Here is a 22,899-nt window from a genome sequence, read left to right as displayed (position 1 = left end):
TGGCGTGCTGCGCCGACGGCGGGCGAGCGGGGAACCGGCTGCCCGTGTCCGGCAGCGGCGTCAGTCGAGGATCGCGGTGGCCTCCACCTCGACGAGGACGTCAGGGGCGAAGAGCACGTCCACGCCGATGAGCGAGGCGGGCGGCATGGGCAGGCGCAGGCCGATCTCCTCGGCGACCGACTCGACGCCGGCCATGAAGACGTCGATCTTCTCCGGGGTCCAGGCGGTGACGTAGAAGGTGAGCCGCAGCACGTCGTCGAACGTCGCGCCGGCTCCGGCGAGCCCGCGCGCCGTGCTGCGCAGCGCGTGCGCGACCTGGCCCGCGAGGTCTCCCGGGGCGAGCGGGGTGCCGTCGGCCTGCCGGGCGATCTGCCCGCTGACGTGGACGTGCCGGGTTCCGGTCCCGACGGCGACGTGGGCGTACGGCGTGTGCTGCAGCATGCCGTCGGGGGTCATGAGGCGGACGGTCATCGGGGTCTCCTGGGAGTCGGGCGAGCAAGGTATACCTTGGATACCTGGTAGACGGAAGACACTTCAAGGAGACCAGGTTTCGTGGACGACACCACCGCTGCCCCGCACGGCACGCTGCGCATCGACCCCTCGCACCGCGACGTGCTCGACCAGGTGCTCGACAAGTGGTCCGTCAGCATCCTCGACCAGCTGTGCGAGCAGCCGTGCCGGTTCAACGCGCTGCGACGGGCGATCCCGGGCGTGACCCAGAAGTCGCTCACCGCGACACTGCGACGGCTGGAACGGAACGGGATCGTGGAGCGGCGCGTCATCGCGGACCGGCCCGTGGCCGTCGAGTACCGGATCAGCCCGCTGGGCAAGACGCTGCGGGAACCGGTCGACGTCGTCCTGGCCTGGGTGACCACCCACCAGTCCCGCATCGACCGCGCACGCCGGGAGTTCGACGACGCGACCGAGGGCTCTGGAACCTGAGGGCGGTCCGGTCGGAACGTCTCCGTGGCGCGGCCCTGCGGAAAGGACGTGCGCCGTCGGGTCTCCGGTGGGCATGATCCCGGCATGTCGCTGACGCTCCGCCCTCCGCTCCCCGACGACGAGACGGTGCTGCGCCGCCTGCACACCGAGCTCGAGGCCGACGGCTTCACGTTCCTGCACGCCGACGGCACCTGGGACGAGGTCCTCGAGCAGGCCCGCCGTGAGTCTGCCGGCACGGACCTGCCGCCGGGGCGGGTGCGCGCCGACTTCCTCGTCGCCGAGGTCGACGGCGTGCCGGTGGGGCGCGTCTCCATCCGGTACGCGCTCAACGACTTCCTGCGGGAGGTCGGCGGGCACGTCGGGTATGGGGTGGCGCCCGCGCACCGGCGCCGGGGCTACGCGACCGAGATGCTCCGGCAGTCCGTCGAGCGGCTCGCCGAGGCCGGCGTGGAGCGCGTGCTGGTGACCTGCGACGACGACAACGTCGGGTCCGCCGCCGTCATCGAGGCGTGCGGCGGCGTGCTGGAGGACGTCCGTCCGGTCGAGGGGGAGTCGCCCAAGCGGCGGTACTGGATCGACGCTTCTCAGACCGAGAGGTCGACCCAGACGAGCCGGTGGTCGCTGCTCGGGAACGGGTAGGTGCCGGTCAGGGCCGACAGCGGGTCGTCCTGCGTCGGCCAGAACACTCCCGCGTCGCGCACACGCAGACCGTGCTTGGAGGGCAGCACGTAGTCGACGCGCAGGTTGCCGGGCGCGGTGTCGGCGAAGTCCGCGGTGTCGTACGCCGGGTCCCCGGTGTGGGCGTCGTTGGCGCCGCCCTGGAGCGCGGCGGCCTCGACCGCACCGGCCGACGCCGGCAGCGGGTCCGTGATCCGCGGGTGTTGCAGGAGCTGGTCGATCGCGCCGTCGTAGGAGTCGCCGTCGTGCGGGTCGGCGTTCTGGTCGCCGAGGATCACGAAGCGGTCGCCGCCGCGCAGACCGCCGCGGCCGCCGTCGTCGTCGTAGATGTAGCGCGACGCCTTGCCGGGGGTGACGTAGTCGGCCCAGAAGCGGATCTCGTCGTGGTTGCGGCGCCCGTTGCGGTCCTCGGGGCCGTCGAAGGTGGGCGGCGTGGGGTGCGAGGCGAGGACGTGCACCGTCTTGCGCCCGACCTGGATGGGCACGTCCCAGTGCGACTTGCTCGACAGGCGCACCACCTCGAGCTCCTCGTCGCTGAACCAGTCGGCAGGCTCGGGTGTGGCCGGGTCGTCCGGCAGGAGCGCGCCGGGCATGTCCTTCCACAGGAAGTGCTGGAAGGTGCGGACGCCGTCGGTGACGATGGGGTACTTGGACAGCGCGACCATGCCGTACTGGCCGGGGAACGCGCCGAAGCCGAAGGCGTCGTCCCCGCCGCCGACCACGCCGTCGTTGTTGAGGTCGAAGCCGCTCGGGATCCCGGTGTTCGACGGCGCGGAGAAGGCGTACGGGTAGGCGACCGGCTCGGCGCCGCCCTGCGGCACCTCCAGGTAGTTCTCGCGGAAGAGGTCGACGGCGGTGCCCGCGGCGTCGAAGTCGAACTCGTTGAGCAGCACGATGTCCGGGTTCGCGCGCTGGATGACTTCCGCGACCGTGGCCGCCTGGGCGTCGTCGCCGGTGGAGAGGTCGGCCTGCAGCTCGCCCTCGGTGGCGCGGTTGAGCGACAGGTTGTAGGTCGCGACGCGGAGGGTCTGGTCCTTGCCGTGGCTGGGGCTGTGGTTCTGGTGGCCGACGGCGGCCGGGGTGAGCGCCGCCGACAGGGCCACGGTCAGCGCTGTGGTGGCGGACAGGGTGGTGCGGCGTCGCAGCGTCATGGCGTCACGCTAGACGGCGGTGGTGACATCGGGACGACGGCGCGGTGTCGGTCTCATGACCGGTGCTCGTCGTGGCGGCGCTCAGCCGCGCAACGGCGAGCCGACCACGGTGAAGTCGAACCCGCCCATCTCCCCGGAGAGCAGGGGGCGGGCGGCAGCGATGGACGCCTGCACGCTCGGGAGCTGCAAGGACGCCCGATGAGCCTCGGCCGACGTCCACAGCTCGGCGACGTAGACGGTGTCGGGATGGTCGTCGTTGACGCCGACCTCGTAGAGGAGGCAGCCCGCCTCGGCCAGCTCCTGGCTGTAGCCGGTCAGGTGGGACACCAGCTCGTCGCGCTTCCCGGGGGTGGCACCCAGGGTGCCGACGTTGGCGTAGGTCATGGTGGTGACGGTAACGGCGGGGTGTGACATCCGCTGTCAGATCCCCATGACCAGCCGGACGCCGTCGGCGACCTTGCGCATGAGGTAGGCCGGGACGTGACTGAGTTCCGACGATTCAGTCATGGCGTCATGCCGATGCGGTCCATGCCCCCAGCAGGTCGTCTGGCCCGACGGCGGTGACGCCGTCGACGTCGAAGCCCGCCCGGGAGACGGCGACGAGGGGTGTCTCGTCCGTCGCGCCTGGCAGCTGGTCGCGATGGCGGTGCAGACGTGCCAGGTCACGGTGGTCGAACGCCCGGTGCTCCAGCCATTTCACCGAACCGACGAATGTCAGGTGCTTCGCCACGCCGGAGCGGTCGGCGCCGACGAGGTCGATCTCGGGGTCGTTGTTCCGGGTCCAGTAGCCACCCACGGCGGCCGTCTCGGGAAAGAGCTCGGGTCCCACCGTGCGCCATAGCGCTTCCCGCACGATCGGCTCGACGGCGCGTCCCCGCCACGAGGTCCATCCGTCGCGGACTCGTCGGAGCAGCAGGTCGCCGCGGCCACGGTCGATCAAGGGGATCCCAGGCCCGACGAAGTGCAGCCAGAAGCGCAGGTACGGATCGTCGACCCGATAGCGCGTCTCCTTGCTGGGACGTGTGGACAGCGGTGTGTCGGCGGCGACGATCCGTCGCGCGGTCAGCAGGTCCAGCGCTCGGTTGAGTGAGGCAGCAGGCAGTCCGGAGGTGCGCCCGATGGTGGTGAACGTGCGTTCGCCGTGCCCGATCGCACGGAGCACCGTGCGCGCCTGCGCCTCGGTGGGAAGCTCTGCCGCGAGGCTGCGTTCCCCGCTGACGAGGAGTGCGGAGGTCGGGTCAGTGAGCGCGTCGCTGAGGTAGGTCCACAGGTCAGCCCCAGTGGGCCAGGCGTCGAGCACGAGCGGTAGCCCACCGGTCACCAGGTACGCGTCGAGCGCGTCGGAAGCGTCCAGGGAGAGCAGCGAGGAGACGTCGGCCGGGTTGAGCGGGGGGACCACCATCTCGGTGGCGCGCTGGTAGAAGGGACGCCCGTAGGTGTTGATCTGCTCCATCGTCGCGAGGTCTGATCCGACGAGTACGAGGAGGACCGGCAGCCGCGAGAAGAGTCGGTCGAAGGCGCGCTGCAGGGCTCCTTCGAAAGACGGGTCCGCGCGGACGAGGTAGGGCATCTCGTCGAGGACGACGATGCTCGGCCGGTCGGTGGGCAGTGCGGAGGCCAGCAGCTGAAGGGCCACGGACCAGGTGGCCGGCGGTTCGGAGGAGGCCGCGACCTCGGAGTCGGGCAACGTGGACGCCGCGAGCTCGGCAGCGAAGTCGGCCAGGTCTGCCGTCGGTGGCCCGCCGGCGGCAGTGAAGAAGAAGCTCGGAACCTCAGCGCGGTCGATGAACTCCTCGACGAGCCGCGACTTGCCGACGCGACGCCGCCCGCGGACGAGGATCGCGCGCCCTGGCCGGTCGGAGCTCTCCGAAGCGCGGTTCAGAAGCCCGTTGAGCGTCGCCAGCTCCGTTGCTCGGCCGACGAAGGACTGCATGATGCCTCCCGCAAGGGTCCAGATGTGAGACTCTCAAAGTTGATAGTCTCACATCTGGGAGGCTACGGCCCTGCTGGGCCCGCGACATCGGTGCTCTGTCGCTGCGGGAGCGCCGTCGGAGTCAGCCGGCCCGGTCGACAACGAGTGCGAGCCGGAGGCGGTTCACGCCGAGCTTCTGGCAGGCCTTGCTCAGGTGGGTCTTCACGGTCGCCTCACCGAGGAAGAGGCGCCCGGCGATCTCGACGTTGGACAGGCCCTCGGCCACGCAGCGGGCGATCTCCCGCTCACGGTCGGTGAGCTGCGCCAGGAGTTCTTGCGCCTCGTGCCGGCCGCGCACCGTCGGAGCGGCGACCACCTGTTCCATCACCACACGGGCCGCCCGGGCGGACAGAGCGCCGTCCCCGCTGGCGACGGCCTCGACTGCGGCGACGATCTCCTCCGGGCCGGCGTCCTTGGCGATGAACCCCGCCGCACCGGCGTGCACGGCATCGAGGATCGCGGACTCGGTGTCGAACGATGTCATCGCGACGACGCCGGGCGGGTCGGGAAGCGCGACGACCGCCGCCGTGGCGCGCACGCCGTCCAAGCGTTCCATGCGCAGGTCCATGAGCACCACGTCGGGATGGTGCGCCTGCACAGCCGACACCACCTCGTCACCGTCGGTCGCCTCGCCGACGACCTCGATCCCTCGCTTCGTCAGGATCTGCTGCAGAAAGCTCCGGACCATCGTGTCGTCGTCGACGACCAGCACCCTCACCACGACATCGACCGTACTGCCCGCCAGGGACATCGTTCCGGCGGGTCCACGTGGCAGCTACCGGGCCGCCGCCCACGGCACGTGCGCCCGCACGAGGAACGTGCCGTCGTCCTGCCACCCGGCGTCGAAGCGGCCACCGAGCGCCTCGCAGCGTTCCCGCATCCCGAGGATGCCTGCACGGCTGCCCGGCGCGACGGCCGACGCAGAACGCGACCGCGGGTTGCGCACCGTGATGTCGACGCCGTCCCGCGGCCTGGCCCGGACGCTCACCGTGACAGGGGTGCCGGGCGCGTGCTTGGTGGCGTTCGTCAGCGACTCCTGGACCACCCGGTAGACGGTGCGCGTGAGCGTCGGCGGTGCGGTGTCGCCGTCGGTGACGAACACGGTAGCCATGAGGTCCACACCTCGGTCGCGGGCGCCGTCGAGCAGGTCGGCCAGGTCGGCCAGCGACCACGAGCGGGCACCGTAGTCGTCCGCCCCCTCACGCAGCGAGGTGATGAGCGTGCGCATCTCCTCCAGCGCATGGTGGGCTGACGCCCGCATCGACCGGGCGGCGTCTCCGACATCCCCGTCGTCGGACGACACCTCCAGCGCCGAGGCCTGCAGCGACATCAGCGAGAGCTGGTGCGCCACGGTGTCGTGCATCTCCCGAGCGATGAGGTCGCGTTCCTCCTGGCGGGAGAGCTCGGTCTGCAGTGACTGCGACTGCTGCTGCCAGCTGGCGGCCCGCCGGGCCTCGACGGCGGCGGCCGAGCGCGCGGCGTCCGCGTCGGCGTCGGCATGGGAGGCCCGGCGACGCAGGAGGCCCACACCGACGGAGAGCCCGAGAGCGAGCGCACCGAGGGTCGTGTAGCCGGCCGGGGTCATGAACGTGAGCGGCCCGCCGTCCTCGATGGCCATCGAGAAGATGACGTTCCTCTCCGTGCGAGTGCCGTCGCGCCAGAACGCGGCGGCCAGGGCGGCGGCGGTGGCGCTGCCGCACAGCAGGCTGCGGCGCCAGTCAGTGCGGGCCATCACCCAGGGCAGCGCGATCAGCGGGGCGACGGCGCCGAGCGGGCTCACGACTCCGATCACGGCCGTGGCGAGGCACACCACGACGGGATGTCGCTGCCGCCACACCATCGAGGCCGCGACACCGCTCGCCACGCAGAACCACACGAGGGTCGACGCCAGCTCGGCGTCCGTCAGCTCTGCCGGGGAGCTCATGGCCAGGCCGATCAACGCGCCGGACCAGGCGACGACGACGGCCCCGATGGTGCCGACCACGCTCCAGAACGACCAGCCCCGCCGTGGTGGCGGTGCAGGTGGCCCGGCCGGGTAGCTCGCCTCGGGTGGCGACCGGTACGGGCGCGGTGGGGTGCCGGGGCCCGTCCACGCGCCACTGGCCCCGGGCGGCGGACCGCCGTACGGGGTGGGAGGCGGTGGCGGGTGCATGCGGCGAGGTTACGGCGTGGCTCCGACGCTCGCGTCGTCGGGCCGGCTCGGCCTCGCGCCGCGTGGTCCCCCGTTCGGCTCGGCGGGTCGACCCGATCAGGGGATCCGCGGCGCGGGTGCCGCGGCGCACGATCGTGCCGTTCGCACTCGACCGACCCGCTCAGGAGACATCATGTCCACCCAGCACCCCGACCCGTCGCAGCAGCAGCCTTCCTCGTTCGCCCCGCCGCCCGCAGCTTCCGCCCCCGCCGGGGCGCCGCCGTCGTCGGCCGGGCAGCCGATCGACGCGGTGCCGCAGATGCCGTACGGCGCCCCGCCCCCCTCCAGTGCCGCTACCGGTCAGCCCCCGCAGGGCTGGGCGCCGCACCCGCCGGCGCCCGAGAAGCGCAAGAACTGGTTTGCCCGGCACAAGGTCCTCACCGGCCTCGGCGCGCTCGTCGGCGTCGCGATCGTGGGCGCAGCGTTGGGTGGCGGTGACGAGGAACCGGTAGTGCCCGACGGCGGGGCACAGGTGGTCGAGGACGCTCCGGCGGCTGCTTCCACGGACGAGGGCGGCGCCGACGCTGAGGCCGCAGAGCCGGCCGAGGAGCCCGTGGAGTCCGAGCTGCCCGGGCTTGGCGACGCCGTGCGCGACGGCAAGTTCGAGTTCACCGTCACGGAGCTGGAGGACGGCGTGGAGCAGATCGGCAACGACTTCCTCAACGAGACCGCGCAGGGCCAGTACGTGCTCGTCCACGTGACGGTGGAGAACATCGGCGACGAAGCGCAGTACTTCGACGGCTCCAGCCAGAAGCTCGTCGACACCGAGGGGCGGACCCACTCCGCGGACAGCTCGGCCGCGATCTATCTCGACGACTCGAACAGCTTCCTCAACGAGATCAACCCGGGCAACACCGTCGACGGGGTGGTCGTCTTCGACCTCCCGAAGAAGGCCACCCCGGCCACGCTCGAGCTGCACGACTCGATGTTCTCCGGCGGCGTCGAGGTCTCGGTGGAGTGATGGCGGGTAGTCAGTCGTCTCGGGTGATCGCGCCCGTCGCGAGGTCGACACGGTAGTCCTCGTCGTCGTCGCCCATGTGCACGGTGATCTCCCAGAAGGCGGCACCGTCGTCCTCCTCCAGCTCGGCCTTGTCGAGGACACCGTTGGTCGAGTCGACGACGCGGGCGATGGCCTCGCTGAGGCTGATCTGGGTGCTGTCGAGGGCGTCGCGGTCCTCGTCGTCGAGGTCGTCCGTGTCGATGCCGCGGTGGTTGAGGCCGGTGTCGTCCGTCTCGACCTTCACCTTGAGGCGTTGGTTGCCTCGTGCGAGCTCCAGCTTCCACTCCGTACCGTCGCCATTGCCGTCGATCTTGAACACACCGGCACCGAGGGTCGCCTCCATGGCGGCGATCGTCTGCAGTGCGCGGTCGGTGCGCTCGTCGAAGAGCGGGTAGGCGGGGTTCTTGGGCTCCGGCGTGGGGGAGCCTTCGGGCTCGTCATGATCTGAGGCGTCGGGCTCCTGTGCCTGCTCGTCGTCCGACGGCGAAGCGTCGACTGTCGGTTCGGCCGGAGCCGTGCTCAGCTCGACGGCCGCCGCCGTGGGGGCGGTGTCGTCCGGCGGGCCGCCGACGGAGCAACCGGCCAAGACGAGGGCTGCGGTGACGACGACGGAGGGAAGGCCTGCGCGGCAGGTGCGTGCAGGTCGACGTGCAGGGCTGGACGGCATGCGGGCCATTGTGGCGGAGGGCATCGGCCCGGTACAGGGTCGTGTCAGCGGGCGGAGGCGAACTGCGCGAACCGCCACGCCAAGTGGTCGCGCGACGGTCGGTCCCTTCGGCGATGTGGAAGCGTCAGCTGCCGGCCATGCATTTCCTGGATTCCGTGCTTGAGCATCGGCCCGTCGATCTCTGCGAGGAGGTCGAGTGCGATCTGCACCTCGTAGTCCGGCGTCACGCCGAGCATGTTCTGGTCATAGGCCGCGTGGTGGATCTTGCAGAGTGACAGACCGTTGTTGACAGTCGGGGCGCCCAGATCCTGGCCGTCCGGCACGATGTGGGCGGCGTCGAGCAGTGACGCGTGCTTGAGTTCGCAGACAGTGCACCTGGATTCGTACGCGACGAGCACCCGCGTGCGGAACGCCGGCTGATGCAAGCGCTGCTTGGCGAGGCGACGTGCGTACTCGCGCTGAGGCGTCGTGAGGTGGCGGATGTCCGGGATGAAGGTGAAGGACTCGTCCAGCGCGATGATGAACTGGCTGTTCTCAGGCTCGTCGTCGACGACGTACACCGGCAGAACCGGCGTGTAGATGTTCTTCACCTCCTTGCGGAAGAGGATGAGTGGCGAGCCGGTGTGGAGCGCGTTGCGCAGCTTACGGTTGTCGCCGGTGAACGGATCGCCCTTGCGGTAGGCGTAGTGCAGGAGGCCGTCGTCGGACTCCGCGTCGTCGTACGGGCCATTGACCGTGCTGACGATCGAGAGCGTCGACGTGAAGTCCGCCGGATTCCGGATGCCTCGCGAGAAGTCGATGATCGGCAGCTTCTCTCCGCGGACGTGGTAGTACAACAGCTCGTCGCGGTGGAGGAAGCCCCCGTTGAATTCGGCGCGCTCGCGGACCCAGTCGAAGATCTGCTTGCGCAGGGCGTTCTCCACGGCACTGTCCATGCCGGCAGCCAACCAGACGCGGGGTGTGTGGACAACGTCCGGCCGGGCGAAACGCCTGGTCGACGGATGGTCGAGCCGTCGGGCATCTGTGAAGCTGCGCCTCATGCAGATCCTGTACAAGCGCGCTTCTGACGCTTCCTACTGAACGTTTCTTACCCACGGGGCTCAACGTCTCTTCCCGCCCGTGCGATCGCCGTGCTCCTCCATCCGGCCGAGCCGCGCCATCCCCCGCACCCCTGCCTCCGACACCGCCTTCAACCTCCCGACGGCCTCGCGCACCTCGTCCCGCTCGCGATCGGCAGCGGTCAGCCGGGTCGGGTTGAGCGGCGTCGAGTGCGACCACTCGGCCACGTCGGGTGCTGCCATGTACGAAGCCGTCGCCACCGCCCCGGCGGCCTGCGACGCGACCCACTCGGCGGGCGTCGAGAAGTACGGCGTCGCCGGGCACAGCGCATTCAAGGCGGCATCGTTCCACGACGGCCGTGTCGCCTCGACATACCCCACCAGCGCCGCCGCGAAGCACGGGAACCCGGCCCGCACCGGCTGCAAGACCATCCGCCCCGGCGACCAGATCGGCAGCGTGGAGCGCCGCCGCAGCCCCGGCGCAGCACAGTGCACAACGACTGCGCCCGCCCCGACCCGCACGTCCCCGCGCTCCAACGACACGAGCCCCGGCGATACCTGCCGCACGTGCCCGAGCCGCACCACGTTCTCCACCGTCCGCAACAGCTCGAGCTCCCACCGCGCCAGCGTCGGCACCCGCGCCATGGTCGGCACCACACCCTGGTCGAGACGCAGCAGCACGCCGACGTCCTCGAGCCGCAGGAAGAACTCGTCCACCGAGGTCGCCTCGGCCCCGGCGATCATGAGTGACGCCGCCATGGTCAGGAACACCGCCGGGTCGGGCTGCACCATGGCGCGGTCGAGCATCCACGGGTCGCGCGGACGCACCCAGCACACCGCCTCCGGCGACACACCGCGCCCCAGCAGCCACACGATCGCGTCGGTCGCCGTCTTCCCCGACCCGACCACCACGAACGACCCGGCCGAGTCCGCCACGGACGGCAGCTCGCCCACCGGGACGCACGTGACGCCGTCGGACACCTCGAAGGGTGGCGGCTCCAGCGCGGGGATGCGCGGGGAAAGGTAACGCGCGTCCACGACGCGCCGCTGGACGCTCACCTCCCGCTCGACGCCGGAGCCGAGCGCGGCGACCGTGCCGCCGTCGAACACCTCGTGGCCCCCGAGGAACGTGAAGCGCCCGCTCGGCTCGAAGCGTTCGCGCAGCACGCGTTCGTAGTAGGCGCAGACCTCGGCGCCGGTGGCGCGCTCGTGCAGGCCGGCCTCCGGGCCGGACGTCTGGACCGCCCCACCGAACGGCATGGACGCCACCCCGTAGAACGGCGACGCCTGGTGCAGCCGCACGAACGGGTACGCGTCGCGCCAGTGGCCGCCGACGGCGTCACGCCGGTCGACGAGCGTCACGCGGAAGTCGCTGTGGTCCAGCACCGCGTCGGTGAACGCCATGCCGGCAGCCCCCGCGCCGATGACGAGGTAGTCGGTCTCCAGGGCTCGGCCCATGGGGACAGTGTCCCTCAGCCGCGCTGCGTCCAGCAGGATTTCTACGCTCCGTCGAGCATCACGTCTGCGAGACGCTCAGCAGGGCGCACCGCCCTGAGCAGCGATCGTGGAGCGGAACCCTCGAGGGTTCCGCTCCACGACCATAGGAGGTCCGTCGTCAGTCGAAGCTGACGCGGAGCGACACCGTCGCGTGCTCGTCGTCGGCGCCGATCGTCATGGCGGCCGCACGCAGCGGCTCGAGGTAGGTCAGGTCATCGCCCGACTCCTCGAACGCGGGACGCAGCACCTCGGTGAGGCGGTCGAGGTCGACGAACAGCACGCTGCTCGCCTCCTCGTCCGCGACGACGCTGCGGTAGACGTCCGTCGAGCCGAGCCCGCCGTCGGCGGCGAGGTCGGAGGCGTACGTGTCGTTCGTCGCGAACACGAAGCCGTCATCGGCCGGCGACGTCGACAACGCCCCCTGACCGGACTCGACCAGCAGGTGGTCGAGGCGGCCGGCGAGGTCCTCCAGCGCGTCGGTGTCGCCGATGGTGCGCACCCCCGCGGAGACGTCCTCGACGCCCTGGATCGCGTCGACGTCGTCCAACCCCTGGGCGTCGAGGGCGATCACGAGCTGCTCTCCGAACAACGTCTTGAGGTCCTCCGGCAACCGGATGTCGAACTCCTCGTCGAGCAGCGCCACCATGCCGTCGAACGAGGGCTGGCCGTACCCCTGGTCCCAGGGGTCCTCGGTGGTCGTCGTCCACTCGTCATCGGTGGTCGTCAGCTCGTCGGTGGCCGTCGGCTCGTCGGTCGCGGCGCCCGCGCAGGAGTCCATGAAGACGTCGAGCATCATCTGGTCGTCGGCCGACAGGTCGTCGCCGGCGAACCCGAGGTCCTCGGCGGCCTCCAGGCAGTAGTCGTACAGGTCCGGGTCGACGTCGGTGCCGAGGACCGAGGTGGGCGCCGGGATGCTGGAGCCGGTGCTCGACATCAACGTTCCGCCACCGAGCGCCGAGCCCATGGAGTCGTACAGCTCGTGGAGCTGCTCCCACATCTCGTCGACGGCGTCGGGCGTCGTCGAGGCGGAGAAGGCCGCCAGGGTCGTCTCCGGCAGAGCGGCCGTGACCGAGGTGCCCGTCGACTGGTACGGCGCCAGGGCCGCCTCGTCGGCGTTGGACAGGAACGTCAGCTCGATACCGTCGGGGTTCGCGCGCAGCGCACCGGTCATGGAGGTGTAGCCCTCCATGTTCGCGAGGTCGCTCTCCGTCAGCGCCTCGCCGCCGAACAACTCGGCGTTGTCGCTCGACCACTCGGCGAAGCCCTCGGCATCGGCCCAGACGGACACGAGCCCCGCGTCGCCCAGCGCCTCCATGTCCGCGGTGAACATCTCGTTGTCCGCGAGCGAGCTCTCCTCGGCGGCGGCCACGATGTCGGCCGCAGGCACGTCGTCGGTGATGACCGCGTACCCCGAGGTGAAGGCGATCTGCGCCGAGTCCGTCGTCTCGCCGCAACCCAGGCCGGACTCGATCGCGGTCCGGGCAGCGCTCTCGTCCGTGACGGCCAGGACGCCGACGGCGTGCGTCGCGTCATCGTCACCGGGGACAGCGGCGATCGCGGCGCGCTCGCCGATCCACGGCGCGACGTCCGCCTCGTAGTCGATCTCGCACTCGCCGCTCGCCGTGACCGACTCGGCGAGGAGCTGCTTGAGGTCGGAGTCCTCGGAGATCTCGACACCGAGGTCGTCCGAAAGGTTCGGCAGCCGGTCCGCGAGTCGCAGCAGGTTGATCTTCTGCTGTGCGGACGGGTCGAGGTCGATGCGCACGTACCCGATCGTGGACGCGGGCAGCGCCTCCTCCGGCTGGGCACCCCCGCCGTCGAGGAGCGCGTACGCACCGGCCCCGGCAGCACCGAGGACGAGGATCCCGGCCGCGATCGAGCCACCGATCACGAGACCCTTGCGCGAGCCCCGTGCGGGCTCCGCGGCAACGGCGGTGCCGGTGGTGTACGGGTCCGCGGCCGGGGTCGGCGGCACGCCGGGGTACTGGCCCGGCGGCGGCCCTGCGGGCGGTCCCGCCTGAGGCTGCGGCGGCTGCGGTGGCTGGTCGGTCACGAAGGGGTCCCCCTGAAAAAGGCGTCGGTGGCGGGATGCCGACCGTACCGAGTCCCTGGCCAGGGCGGAAGCACTGTCCATGGGCAGAACTCCCCATCGCGCGGCCCGCCTCAGGCGTGCACGTCCCCGTCGACGTAGAACCACCGGCCGCCCTCACGCACGAACCGACTCACCTCGCGCAGCCGTCCGCGTTCGCCCGATCCCGACGCCGACCGGAACGCCGCGACGAACTCCACCTCGCCGTCGTCGTCGAACGGGCCGCCGGCGTGCGTCGCCAGGACGTCGAGCCGGCGCCACTGCTGATCGGTGTCCAGGACCAGCGACGCCGGCCGCGTGCTCGGGTGCCACGTCGCTGAGAGGTAGTCGGCGTCGAGCACCGCGAAGGCCGCGTAGCGCGATCGCATGAGCGCCTCGGCGGTGCCGGCCACCCGCGTACCGGCGTGCAGCGGCCCGCAGCACTCGCCGTACGGCAGGCCGGTCAGGCAGGGGCAGCGTGCGGCGTCGTCCATGAGAGCCATGATGCAGGAGGCGCTCGCCTCAGGCTGCGATCTCCTCGCCCACCACCTCGTCGACGGCCTTGCGGGCCACCGAGTCCAGCGGGGCGCACCACCGCTCCTCGGCCAGGGCCACCAGGAGGGCAAGGAGCACGACGGCCGCGCTCACCAGCGGGACGGCCCGGACGTCGACCACCGACACGAGCACCGCCCCGAGGCCCGACCCCGCCGCGATACCCAGGTTGAACAGCGACGACGAGACGGCCTGGCCCATGTTGGTCCCGCGCGGGGCGGCCAGCAGGACGCGGTGCGAGAGCACCGGCGGCACGGTCGAGAACGCGAACCCGAAGAGGGTGAGGCACGCCACGGCACCCACCGGGGAGCCACCGAACGCCCACAGGCCGACCAGCGCCACGACCAGCACGCACACCCCGACGAGGAACGCCCCCACGGGCCGGCGGTCGAGGAACCGCCCGACGACGAGGGCGCCCACCACCCCGGCGCCACCCTGCAGCAGGAGCAGGGGCGGCAGGTCCGCCTGGCTGAACCCGGCGACGTTGATCAGGTACTGGGTGACGAACGTGATGACCCCGAACGCCCCGGTCACGACCAGCACCGTGGTGACCATGAGGAACACGAACCGGCGCGGCAGGGCGCGGGTGACGTGGGCCAGCGGCACGGAGCTGACGAGCACCACGAGCGCGTAGGCGGTGACGAGGAGCCCGATCTGGGAGGTCGGGCGGCCGAGGTCGGGCGCCATGAGGGTGAGGAGCCCCGCGGGCAGTGACTCCAGGGTCACGAAGAGGAACGTCGAGGCGGCCAGTGCGACGAGGATGACCGTGGCGCGGCGGGGGTCGACGGCGGGGCCGGCGGTGTTCATCCCGTGACGTCGGCAGATCTACGCGTCACTCCGTGTTCTTCGCGGCAGGCCGCGAAGAACACGGAGTGACGATCAGATCGGGGAGCGGCGGCGAGTGGGGCCGGCTGGGGCGCCATGTGCTCGGCTGGATCGGGGCTGTGAGCGGTCACAGTCGGGAGCTGGACTTCTCGGCATGGAAGGCCCGAGCCGCAGCGACGCCGACGACAACGGCGTGGCGGCACAGCTCCACCCTGCCCTGACGACCATGCGGCAGCCCTACGAGCGCATCAGCGCCGAGATGGTGCGACTCCTGCTGCGCGTCGTCGAGGGCGAGGAACGCTCGGCGGTCACCCTGCCGACGTCCCTCGTGGTGCGTGACTCCGCCTGACGGGACCGCTGCTCAGGGCCGCTGCCACTCGCTGGCGAGCATCCCGAAGACCAGGGTGTCGGTCCACTCGCCCTTGGACCACCAGTCCGCGCGCAGGTACCCCTCGCGCCGCATCCCCACCCGCTCGCAGAGCTTCGCGGACGGCTCGTTGCGGGCGTCGAGCTGGGCGACCACCCGGTGCATCCGGTACCGGTCGAACGCGATGCCGAGCAGCGAGCGCAGCGCCTCGGTCGCGAACCCGCGACCGCCGTACGCGGGGTGGAACGCCCACCCGACCTCGCCGCGGGACACCGTGTCCCCCGTCGTCCACAGGGAGATGTCGCCCACGACGGCACCCTCGTGCTCGACGACGAGCGCCAGTGCGGACGCCGGCCCGTCGATCCCCGTGCGCTGCTTGCGCAGCGCGAGCTGGGCGTCGGCGTCGTCGTAGGTCCACGGTTCCTCGAGAAGGAACCGTGCGACCTCCGGGTCGGCGTAGTAGTCGAGCAGCGGCTCGATGTCCTCGTCCCGGTACGTGCGCAGCACGAGTCGGCTCGTCCTGACGGGCAGGAGAGCAGGCTGCAGTGAGGTCGCCTCGGTCACGGTGACGAACCCTAACCCGACCGGGCCCCGTGCACCCTGCCCAGCGGCCGAGCGGGACGTGGAAGCATGACCGGCAGACGGGTGCGGTGGGCGCCCGGGTGAGGAGCGCACCATGGACACGGTTCGGCACAGCATCGCCCTCGTGGCTCACGACAACAAGAAGGTCGAGCTGCTGCGGTGGGCGGAGTTCAACCGTGGCACGCTCAGCGGGCACACCCTCTGGGCGACGGGGACCACGGGCACGATGCTCGAGTTCGAGCTGGGCCTGCCCGTCAACCGGCTGCTGTCCGGGCCGGTCGGTGGCGACCAGCAGATCGGCGCGAAGATCGCCGAGGGCGACATCGACATGCTGATCTTCTTCTGGGACCCGCTCGAGGCGCAGCCCCACGACCCGGACGTCAAGGCGCTGCTGCGGCTCGCCGCCGTGTGGAACGTGCCGATGGCCTGCAACGTCGCCACGGCGGACATGATGATCTCGTCGCCGATGATGCGCGAGGACTACGCGGCGAGCCGGCCCGTCATCGGTGCTCGGGTCTGGGAGGGCGGCGAACCCGCCTGAAGCGTCCCTCGCCTGAGCCGTCCCTGGGCAGGAGCGCCGCCGGACTCCGCCGAACCCCCGATCCCCGCCGGGCGGCCGGTGGTCCGCGTGAGACCCTGGGCCATGCCGCTGCGTTTCGAGGAGCTCGACTTCCAGCCCACGCCGATGGGGGAGATCAGCCTCCGGCGGCGGTACGACCCGGCGGCGAAGGTGGACGTGTACGAGGTCCGCCTGGGCGACGAGTACCTCATGTCCAGCCTGTTCACCGTGGCGGAGCGCGAGCTCGCCACCCTGGCGCTGGCCCGCCTCGAGGGCGGCACGGCGCTGCGGGTGCTGGTCGGCGGTCTCGGGCTCGGCTACACCGCGCTCGCCGCGCTGGCGGACCCACGGGTCACCGACCTGACGGTGGTCGAGTACTCCGGGCCCGTGCTGGACTGGCACCGGCGCGAGCTGCTGCCCGATGCCGCGGGTCTCGCCACCGACCCGCGCTGCCGGCTGGTCCAGGACGACTTCTTCCGCCTGGCCCGCGACGAGCCGCAGGCGCGGTACGACGCCATCCTGCTCGACATCGACCACAGCCCGCGCCACGTGCTGCACCCGAGCCACGCGGCGTTCTACGACGCGGCCGGCCTGCGGGCGATGTCCGCGCACCTGACCGACGACGGCGTGTTTGCGCTCTGGTCGGACGACCCGCCGGACGCCGCGTTCGAGGCCGAGCTGGCCCGGGTCTTCGCCGAGCACTCCGCCCACCCCGTGGACTTCGCCAACCCGATCACCGGCGGCGAGTCGAGCAACACCGTCTACCTCGCGCGCGGGGTCCTCCGGGACCAGGACTGACCCGTGGACACCGGTGTCGGGATGCGATCCGTCCAGCATGACTCGCAGGGACGACGAGTGACCGGAGATGCGGACGCCGATTCCCTATCGGGTGTTGCAGATATGCAACAAGCACGTAGACTGCCTCCATGGACCTTGCGGAGCGCATCTCGACACTGCGCCGCGTGAACGGGCTGAGTGCTCGTCAGCTCGCGGCGCTGGTCGACGTTGCCCCGACGACGGTGACGCGGATCGAGTCCGGCGCCGTGAGCCCGTCGTTCGTCCTCGCTCAGGAGATCCTGACGGTTCTGGGGGAGCCGATCGGGTTCACTGGGATGGCGGACATCGAGGCGGTGGCGGCCGCGCGACTGGCACTTGATTCAGCGCTCGACGTCGCAATCACGCCCGGCGTCGAGGCCTGGCGCGCGCGGTGGGCACGGATCGGGCTCGTCGACGAACTGGGCCGGGTGGTTGCCAGCAAGGAAGCTGACCTGCTGTTCCGTGCTGGTCGAGCTGCCCGCCTCACCCGCCGTCCCGGTGCCGTGGACTTCAAGGCTGGTGCCACGGCGTACGAGATTGCCGGAGCATTGGGCGAGGCCGGAGTCGACTACGCCGTGACCGGCGATGCCGGCGCGAACCTCTATCGCTCCAGTGCGGGGGAGGCGTGGCCGGTTCTCTACGTCGAGGACGTCGAGCGTGCGGCCGAGGCAGCCGGGCTGGTGCGCAAGGAGCCGGGCTCGTTCGGGATGCGGGTCACGCTGATCCCCTTCGGCGGAGTGAGCGAGCGTGGCCGAACCATGATTGACGGCGTGTCTGTCGTTGCCCGCGACCAGGTCGTCATCGACGCCTACGGCGGCATCGACCGCATGGCAGAGCAGGCCGACGTCCTGCTGGACCGGCGAGTTGCATGACGGAGTTCAAGGCGCCGCGCACTGAGATTGAGTGGAGCCGTCGCGCGATCATCAATGTGGTCGACGTGCTGGCCGCTCATGCCGAGTCGCTGACATTGGTCGGAGCGCACGCCGTCTTGCTGCGCACGATGGATCTCGACGTGCCGAGGATGCCACCCGGCGACGGCGATCTCGGCGTCACGCGGGGACTGGTCGGCGACGTGCCCAGCATCGAGGCCTTGCTATCGGATGGAGGCTATGAACACCGCACGACGGCACGTCCAGGATTGTGGGGGCGAGAGCCGTACGACGAGTCCGACGGCACGCGGTCGTTCCGCGAGAAAATCGACCTGCTGGCACCGCATGGTCTTTCGGGCACAGCCAGCCGAACGAAGCGCGGTGTCCCGGCGCTCCGGTCGGCGCACGGCAAGCTCGCTGTCGGTAATGCCCTCGGCCTGGAGCTTGCGGCCTTCAACCGGTCACTCATGACGATCACGGACTTCGCTGACCGTCGATTGTCGGCGGAGATCCACGTTGCCGAGATCCCGGCTCTCATCCTCGCCAAGGGTTCCAAGGTGGGCGAGCGGCTGCGCGAGCCGCGCAAGGGGCCGGTCCGCGACAAGGACCTCGGCGACCTGTGGCGGCTCATGGCGGTCGCTGATCCTACTGAGACGGTCCGCGTGATCGACGAGTTCGTAGACCACCCAGAGGTCGGCATCGGCGTTCGCCAGAGTCTCCGGTGGACAGCCGAGGTGCTCCAGGACCCGGTCAGCGTCGAGCGCGCCAAGTTGGCATTCGACACCTTCGTCGACCCTGCCCAGGTCGATCGCACCTTCGGTCTCTGGCGGAATGCCATGGATGGCCGAAGCTGATCGACGTGCTGGCCGCTCCCGGTGTCGGACCCGTGCGTCAGGATGGTGTACAGGTCTGGAGATGAAGGTGGGCGAGTAGGTGAGCGGCGAGGACGACATCGCGCGGCGAGTCCGGTTCTTCGGTGTCCACGACCTTGCTGCGGGCTGGTACGTCCCGCGCGTCGCTGAGCTCGTCGAGAGGTTTGACCCAGCGAATGCTCCATCGGAGGCTACGGACCTCCTCGAACTTCACAACGTTCAGCAGTACCTCGAGCACGGCTTCGTCCCTCGCGAGTACACCGAATCGGAACGTGCGATCGCAACCACGCGGGCCGGCCAGATCCGCAGTGCCGTTGCCAGGTTCTTCTCCTCGGTCGACAACGCCAACTGTGCATCGCTGATCGGCGACGTCGACCACGAGTACCACGCCGATCTCCTCGAACTGCTCGGCCGCCACAAGGCTTTCGAGCGCTGCGACGCAGCCACGATGCTGCAAGCGCTCGGTCAGGCAGGGGTTCACCTGAGCGAGCTGCTCGCCTGCAAGAAGCTCGTAGCCGCGTACGACGCGGAGGTTCGCGATCAGTTGCTGGCCTCAGCGGGCAACGCGGAGCACCTGGTCCGGAAGCACCTGCAGAGGGATGTCCGTGGCGAGGTGCACCTTCCGCGCAGTCTCACCCAGGCAGATGCACGGGAGCTCCTTGAGCGATACGTCGACAGCCCGGATGCCAACCCCAACTACGTAGGCCTGATCGAGTCTGCGCCCGTCAGTACAGACACGGGCGTCGACGCCAAGCTGAAGCTGCGGGCGAAGCGACGCAACGCCGAGATGACCGAGAAGTTCTTTGAGAACAACGAGGGCTTCAAGACCGGCACCGAGGTCGGACTCTCCGACACACAGGTCGAACCAGCCAAGTTCGAGATGGACGAGTCCGATGGTCTGGTCGCGAGATTCACATATAGCAGCCGCTGGTTGGACGAGACGGCCGACAACCCGAGCATTCTCAACAACTTCCAGCACCTGTTCGAGTTCGTCGATCGGCACTCGCTCCTATCACTTCCGTCCTACCAGGCACAGTTGGGGGTTTTCGAGCGGTTCATGGGCGCGACCGGCAAGACCCACTACCAGGTGGGCGCAGGGTTCCGTGCCGTCGACATGAGCAGCCTCCTCCAGACGCGGCTGTACCAGCACTACTTGGATAGCAAGGGCAGAGATCTCGAGGAGGTCGTCTCCTGGTTCTTCGAGGAGTACCTCGCGGAGGAGTTCGCCGCCCGGAACTTCTCGTTTCGGCCGTCGAGCGGCGGTGCCTCCTATCTGGAGCGCGTGCGGCATCTCTTCGCCGAGATGGAGAGTGTCATGGCGCAGTTCAGCCTCTGGGTCGACAACGGAGAACTCGATCCCGAACTCCTTGCGATCACGTCGGATCAAGTTCGCTACAAGCAGGTTCCGAGCCTGCTGTCCGGAAAGTACGTGTATCCAACCCAGAGCCCGGACATCGTCGGCATCCTGAACGCGTTGTTCTCGGACCAGTCGTCGCTGACCTACATCAGCGACGAGCTCAGGGGTGACAACGCTGCTGAACTGCTGCTGAGGAACGAAGTTGCCTACGACGACTTCCACGAGTACCAGAGGCACGCGATTGACCAGTTGGTCGCGCTCGGCATCCTCGAGGACACGGGCGTTCGGGTGCGGATCGCGAACGCGGAACAGTTCCTCATCCTCAGATCACTGTTTGTGACTGAAGCCTGCAGCTACTACCACCTTTCCGGCCACGGGCGCGCCGAGGTCGACGCCATGGTGGCGCGCGGTTGGGTAGAGCGTCGGACCTCCCTGCTCACGGAAGCCGAGGGGCAGTACTTCAACTATTTCCTCAACAAGGTGGAGTTCAGCAACGGGCCGGAGTTGCGGAACAAGTACCTCCATGGTTCACAGGTCAACGGGGAGGGAGAGGACGCGCACTTCCATGCCTACGTGATCGCGCTCAGGTTGATGATCGCCCTCGTCATCAAGCTGAACGATGACTTCTGCCTAACGGCACAGGAGCAGTCGAACTCGGAGACCCCGAAGTAGCCCAGCGCAGGATCCGTCGCCCCGTCGGCATCTGCTGTCATGCGGTTCGACGCTTTCGCTTGGGCTGGGGGAGCAGGTCCGTGACGGTCACCTCCTCCCGCTCGGGAGCCACGAGCGCATCCAGGGCCGCCTCGGCCAAGGCCATGCGCTTCTCCTCCCAGGCGAGGAGCTGATCCAGGCGCCAGCGGTCGGGATGCGTCATCACGGGCGGCGGCACCAGGGTCCGGTCCTTCAGGTTCTGGTACCCCTTGGTCTTGCCCCAGCCGTAGCGGGCGATCACCTCGCCCGCGCTGAGGAAGACGTGGCGCGGGTCGAGAGTGCGATCGACGTCGTGCGCCCAGACCATTGCCCTCACACCGCCTTGGGGCGACCGATCACGGGCTGGGAGGCCAGTCGCTGGGCGCGGATCCAGCTGCGGAGGTCGCCGACGTGGATATAGAGGCGCTACACTTCGACCGTCTGCTGATCCAGCTTGACTTCATCACCGGGAACGTCGGCCCCTACGACCTTGACGGGAGGATCTGATCCAAGGTGTCGAGGCTGAAGCCATCGAGGATGAAGTCGGTGTGGGCAGAGGGCATGAACCGGTAACGCTCCCGAAGCTCGTGGACGGCGACCCGATCGGTGCGCATATCCACGACCTTCATACGCGTCTGCGGCCATGGCAACTCGTTGGCTTGGTCGATGCTCGCGCCGATCTCGGTCGCGATGTGGTGCGCGACCCTCAGGACGTAGGGGTCGCCGGCTGGCAGAGAGCACCCGATAGTGGCGAAACTTCCCCGCATGTACGCCATTGGGAGGATGCCGTCCCACAGCGGTACGAGTGTCGACCGAGCCAGCGGCTTCGCGGTTGATGGTGCCATGAGGGTGGGCGGACTGCGCCACCAAGCGTTCGCGTCGTTGTAGTAGTAGTCGAGCGTGGCGGACGGAATGACGCCGACTCCCAGGAGTGGGTCATCGCTTGGCCGTACTCCTTCGACCAGGGAGTCAACCTCGAGTGTGGCTTTGGGGTGGATCGGCAGCTGAACCCAGTCCAAGGAGCCATGGAGCTTCGACAGCAACAACTCCGGTGGATGATCGCTGTCGACGACGCAGTGGGTGTCGTAGACCTCTGAAAACCTCGCCGGGAACCTTCGATACGGGAGTCCGACTTCGTCAAGCGCCCGTTCCATGAGGCGGTCGTAGTTCAAGGTCAGGACGACATCTGATGTCGTCAAGCGCCTCGCGAAGTCCAAGTAGAGCTCAGGGAGATCGGTGGGTGTCGCATTGTGCAGGACGTGCCCGATGGCCCAGCGAAGTTGCAGTGTGGACTCGTTGCCTTCGTCGGCCCACGTGTCGGACCCACGCAGCCGAAGTGTGTGCTCCCAGTCGAGCCACGCACCGAACTCCTCCAAGTCGAAGGCTCGTCCGGGGTCAGTGTCTTGCAGGAACTTCTCGTATCGCTCCAGATCACGTTCAAGGTGGCTGCTCCCGTCCACAGACCATCGTGATTGCGCAACGGCGACGACTCGGTCGAGCAGTTCTGTGGCAAGCGGAAGCCCGGCCGGCTTGGAGAACCCGGCGCCGAGCAGGAAGACCCGATTGGTGAGCTCCGGGTCGGAGGTGCCGAAGCCTGACGGGGTGCTGGCGGACTCGGTCGGCTCCATGGACACTGCTCAAGTGTAGGAGGTCGCGCTGCCCTGCCGTGGTTCCGGACGGCATGACCCGATTTGCCCTACGAATCGTCGGCGAGCGCCAAGGAGCTTCTGGAGCACCTCCACGACAAGCTGGTCCAGGACTGGCGTCGCAAGGTGGCGATGACCTACGACGTGAACAGCACGATCCGACGGGTGTTGGACGAAGGGCTGCCGAGGAGCCGTACACGCCGGACATCTTCACGATGAAGGTCCAGTTGGTCTTCGACCACGTGCTCACCGCCTACGGAGACAACGGCGAGAGCGCCTACGACCACCGAGCTGACTACCAGTACCCGCAGGACGTGAAGGTCGACGTTTCCGGGCCGCTGGACGTCAACCAGGTCGCCGACGTCGTCGTAGCCCGGATTCACGCCGACGCAGAGCTTGCAGCCCGAGTCGCCGCTGAGCTTGGGGCTTCGAGCGGGGGTGACCCAGCGACCTGACGGTCCCTTCCACGTACGCCCGAAGTGTCGTGCTGCTTCCTATGACCCTCTTTGGGGCCGCACCAGATGGGGCAACCGCTATATC

The 22,899-nt window shown here is 69.5% G+C and carries 25 protein-coding genes; 10 read left to right on the top strand and 15 right to left on the bottom strand.

Going from position 1 to position 22,899, the window contains the following annotated elements; translation table 11 throughout:
• Positions 1-60: 60 nt before the first annotated feature.
• Entirely contained in the window at positions 61-471 is a 411-nt protein-coding gene (locus tag PZC42_RS13665) for a RidA family protein (protein WP_277212034.1), read from the bottom strand.
• Positions 472-552: 81 nt separating this feature from the next.
• Here PZC42_RS13665 and PZC42_RS13660 point away from each other — a divergent pair, with 81 nt between their 5' ends.
• Together PZC42_RS13660 and PZC42_RS13655 are read left to right on the top strand one after the other, a co-directional pair.
• A complete protein-coding gene (locus PZC42_RS13660) occupies positions 553-942 on the top strand; it encodes a winged helix-turn-helix transcriptional regulator (RefSeq protein WP_277212033.1) in 390 nt (129 codons plus the stop codon).
• 84 nt (positions 943-1,026) lie between these two features.
• The gene (locus PZC42_RS13655) at positions 1,027-1,581 is read left to right on the top strand and encodes a GNAT family N-acetyltransferase (protein ID WP_277212031.1); all 555 of its coding nucleotides are present in this window, start codon (positions 1,027-1,029) and stop codon (positions 1,579-1,581) included.
• Here PZC42_RS13655 and PZC42_RS13650 read toward each other — a convergent pair.
• The 5 genes from PZC42_RS13650 to PZC42_RS13630 all read right to left on the bottom strand — a co-directional run bounded on the left by PZC42_RS13650 (position 1,527) and on the right by PZC42_RS13630 (position 6,895).
• Positions 1,527-2,771, bottom strand: a complete 1,245-nt coding sequence (locus PZC42_RS13650; protein ID WP_277212029.1) for an endonuclease/exonuclease/phosphatase family protein — start codon at positions 2,769-2,771, stop codon at positions 1,527-1,529. The genes PZC42_RS13655 and PZC42_RS13650 overlap by 55 nt on opposite strands.
• A gap of 81 nt (positions 2,772-2,852) precedes the next feature.
• Positions 2,853-3,155 (bottom strand): putative quinol monooxygenase, encoded by a 303-nt coding sequence (locus PZC42_RS13645; protein WP_277212027.1) that lies wholly within the window; start codon positions 3,153-3,155, stop codon positions 2,853-2,855.
• A 127-nt stretch (positions 3,156-3,282) separates the two neighbouring features.
• Positions 3,283-4,704: an ATP-binding protein gene (locus tag PZC42_RS13640; protein WP_277212025.1), complete on the bottom strand. Its 1,422-nt coding sequence runs from the start codon at positions 4,702-4,704 to the stop codon at positions 3,283-3,285.
• Between the two features lie 121 nt (positions 4,705-4,825).
• Positions 4,826-5,464 carry a response regulator transcription factor gene (locus tag PZC42_RS13635; RefSeq protein ID WP_277212023.1) on the bottom strand — a complete coding sequence of 213 codons (639 nt, stop codon included), beginning with the start codon at positions 5,462-5,464 and terminating at the stop codon, positions 4,826-4,828.
• 54 nt (positions 5,465-5,518) lie between these two features.
• Positions 5,519-6,895, bottom strand: a complete 1,377-nt coding sequence (locus tag PZC42_RS13630) for a sensor histidine kinase (protein WP_277212021.1) — start codon at positions 6,893-6,895, stop codon at positions 5,519-5,521.
• Positions 6,896-7,067: 172 nt separating this feature from the next.
• On the opposite strand from PZC42_RS13630, the gene PZC42_RS13625 reads away from it, so the two are divergent.
• Positions 7,068-7,895: a DUF4352 domain-containing protein gene (locus PZC42_RS13625; RefSeq protein WP_277212019.1), complete on the top strand. Its 828-nt coding sequence runs from the start codon at positions 7,068-7,070 to the stop codon at positions 7,893-7,895.
• 10 nt (positions 7,896-7,905) lie between these two features.
• On the opposite strand, the gene PZC42_RS13620 is transcribed toward PZC42_RS13625, so the two are convergent.
• From PZC42_RS13620 to PZC42_RS13595, 6 genes are all read right to left on the bottom strand, one after another.
• Positions 7,906-8,601: a PepSY domain-containing protein gene (locus tag PZC42_RS13620; RefSeq protein WP_277212017.1), complete on the bottom strand. Its 696-nt coding sequence runs from the start codon at positions 8,599-8,601 to the stop codon at positions 7,906-7,908.
• A 44-nt stretch (positions 8,602-8,645) separates the two neighbouring features.
• Entirely contained in the window at positions 8,646-9,641 is a 996-nt protein-coding gene (locus tag PZC42_RS13615; protein WP_277212015.1) for an HNH endonuclease, read from the bottom strand.
• A gap of 60 nt (positions 9,642-9,701) precedes the next feature.
• Complete coding sequence (locus PZC42_RS13610) at positions 9,702-11,117, bottom strand: NAD(P)-binding protein (RefSeq protein ID WP_277212013.1); 1,416 nt, start codon at positions 11,115-11,117, stop codon at positions 9,702-9,704.
• Between the two features lie 157 nt (positions 11,118-11,274).
• Entirely contained in the window at positions 11,275-13,209 is a 1,935-nt protein-coding gene (locus PZC42_RS13605) for a DUF3352 domain-containing protein (protein ID WP_277212011.1), read from the bottom strand.
• A gap of 110 nt (positions 13,210-13,319) precedes the next feature.
• On the bottom strand, positions 13,320-13,718 hold the full coding sequence (locus tag PZC42_RS13600; RefSeq protein WP_277212009.1) for a YchJ family protein: 399 nt from the start codon (positions 13,716-13,718) through the stop codon (positions 13,320-13,322).
• A gap of 28 nt (positions 13,719-13,746) precedes the next feature.
• Positions 13,747-14,583, bottom strand: coding sequence for an MFS transporter (locus PZC42_RS13595; protein ID WP_277212007.1), 837 nt, complete (start codon positions 14,581-14,583; stop codon positions 13,747-13,749).
• A gap of 172 nt (positions 14,584-14,755) precedes the next feature.
• On the opposite strand from PZC42_RS13595, the gene PZC42_RS13590 reads away from it, so the two are divergent.
• Positions 14,756-14,950: a substrate-binding domain-containing protein gene (locus tag PZC42_RS13590; RefSeq protein ID WP_306575071.1), complete on the top strand. Its 195-nt coding sequence runs from the start codon at positions 14,756-14,758 to the stop codon at positions 14,948-14,950.
• A gap of 12 nt (positions 14,951-14,962) precedes the next feature.
• On the opposite strand, the gene PZC42_RS13585 is transcribed toward PZC42_RS13590, so the two are convergent.
• Positions 14,963-15,532 carry a GNAT family N-acetyltransferase gene (locus PZC42_RS13585; RefSeq protein WP_277212005.1) on the bottom strand — a complete coding sequence of 190 codons (570 nt, stop codon included), beginning with the start codon at positions 15,530-15,532 and terminating at the stop codon, positions 14,963-14,965.
• A 112-nt stretch (positions 15,533-15,644) separates the two neighbouring features.
• Here PZC42_RS13585 and PZC42_RS13580 point away from each other — a divergent pair, with 112 nt between their 5' ends.
• The 5 genes from PZC42_RS13580 to PZC42_RS13560 all read left to right on the top strand — a co-directional run bounded on the left by PZC42_RS13580 (position 15,645) and on the right by PZC42_RS13560 (position 20,695).
• Positions 15,645-16,091 carry a methylglyoxal synthase gene (locus PZC42_RS13580; RefSeq protein ID WP_277212003.1) on the top strand — a complete coding sequence of 149 codons (447 nt, stop codon included), beginning with the start codon at positions 15,645-15,647 and terminating at the stop codon, positions 16,089-16,091.
• Between the two features lie 102 nt (positions 16,092-16,193).
• Positions 16,194-16,907: a spermidine synthase gene (locus tag PZC42_RS13575; protein ID WP_277212280.1), complete on the top strand. Its 714-nt coding sequence runs from the start codon at positions 16,194-16,196 to the stop codon at positions 16,905-16,907.
• 128 nt (positions 16,908-17,035) lie between these two features.
• Positions 17,036-17,797 carry a helix-turn-helix transcriptional regulator gene (locus tag PZC42_RS13570; RefSeq protein ID WP_277212001.1) on the top strand — a complete coding sequence of 254 codons (762 nt, stop codon included), beginning with the start codon at positions 17,036-17,038 and terminating at the stop codon, positions 17,795-17,797.
• On the top strand, positions 17,794-18,648 hold the full coding sequence (locus PZC42_RS13565) for a hypothetical protein (RefSeq protein WP_277211999.1): 855 nt from the start codon (positions 17,794-17,796) through the stop codon (positions 18,646-18,648). The genes PZC42_RS13570 and PZC42_RS13565 overlap by 4 nt, the downstream gene beginning before the upstream one ends.
• Positions 18,649-18,727: 79 nt before the next feature.
• A complete protein-coding gene (locus PZC42_RS13560; RefSeq protein ID WP_277211997.1) occupies positions 18,728-20,695 on the top strand; it encodes a hypothetical protein in 1,968 nt (655 codons plus the stop codon).
• A 37-nt stretch (positions 20,696-20,732) separates the two neighbouring features.
• Here PZC42_RS13560 and PZC42_RS13555 read toward each other — a convergent pair whose 3' ends face one another.
• Together PZC42_RS13555 and PZC42_RS13550 are read right to left on the bottom strand one after the other, a co-directional pair.
• On the bottom strand, positions 20,733-21,050 hold the full coding sequence (locus PZC42_RS13555) for a hypothetical protein (RefSeq protein WP_277211995.1): 318 nt from the start codon (positions 21,048-21,050) through the stop codon (positions 20,733-20,735).
• Positions 21,051-21,195: 145 nt separating this feature from the next.
• Positions 21,196-22,341 (bottom strand): SIR2 family protein, encoded by a 1,146-nt coding sequence (locus tag PZC42_RS13550; RefSeq protein ID WP_277211993.1) that lies wholly within the window; start codon positions 22,339-22,341, stop codon positions 21,196-21,198.
• A gap of 233 nt (positions 22,342-22,574) precedes the next feature.
• Between PZC42_RS13550 and PZC42_RS13545 the strand changes: the two genes are divergently transcribed.
• Positions 22,575-22,814, top strand: a complete 240-nt coding sequence (locus PZC42_RS13545) for a hypothetical protein (protein WP_277211991.1) — start codon at positions 22,575-22,577, stop codon at positions 22,812-22,814.
• Positions 22,815-22,899 lie beyond the last annotated feature (85 nt).

The organism is Isoptericola croceus, from assembly GCF_029382255.1.
Taxonomy (GTDB): domain Bacteria; phylum Actinomycetota; class Actinomycetes; order Actinomycetales; family Cellulomonadaceae; genus Isoptericola; species Isoptericola croceus.
Note: the sequence above shows the minus strand (reverse complement) of the source record. Positions and strands in the feature narration are given on the sequence as shown.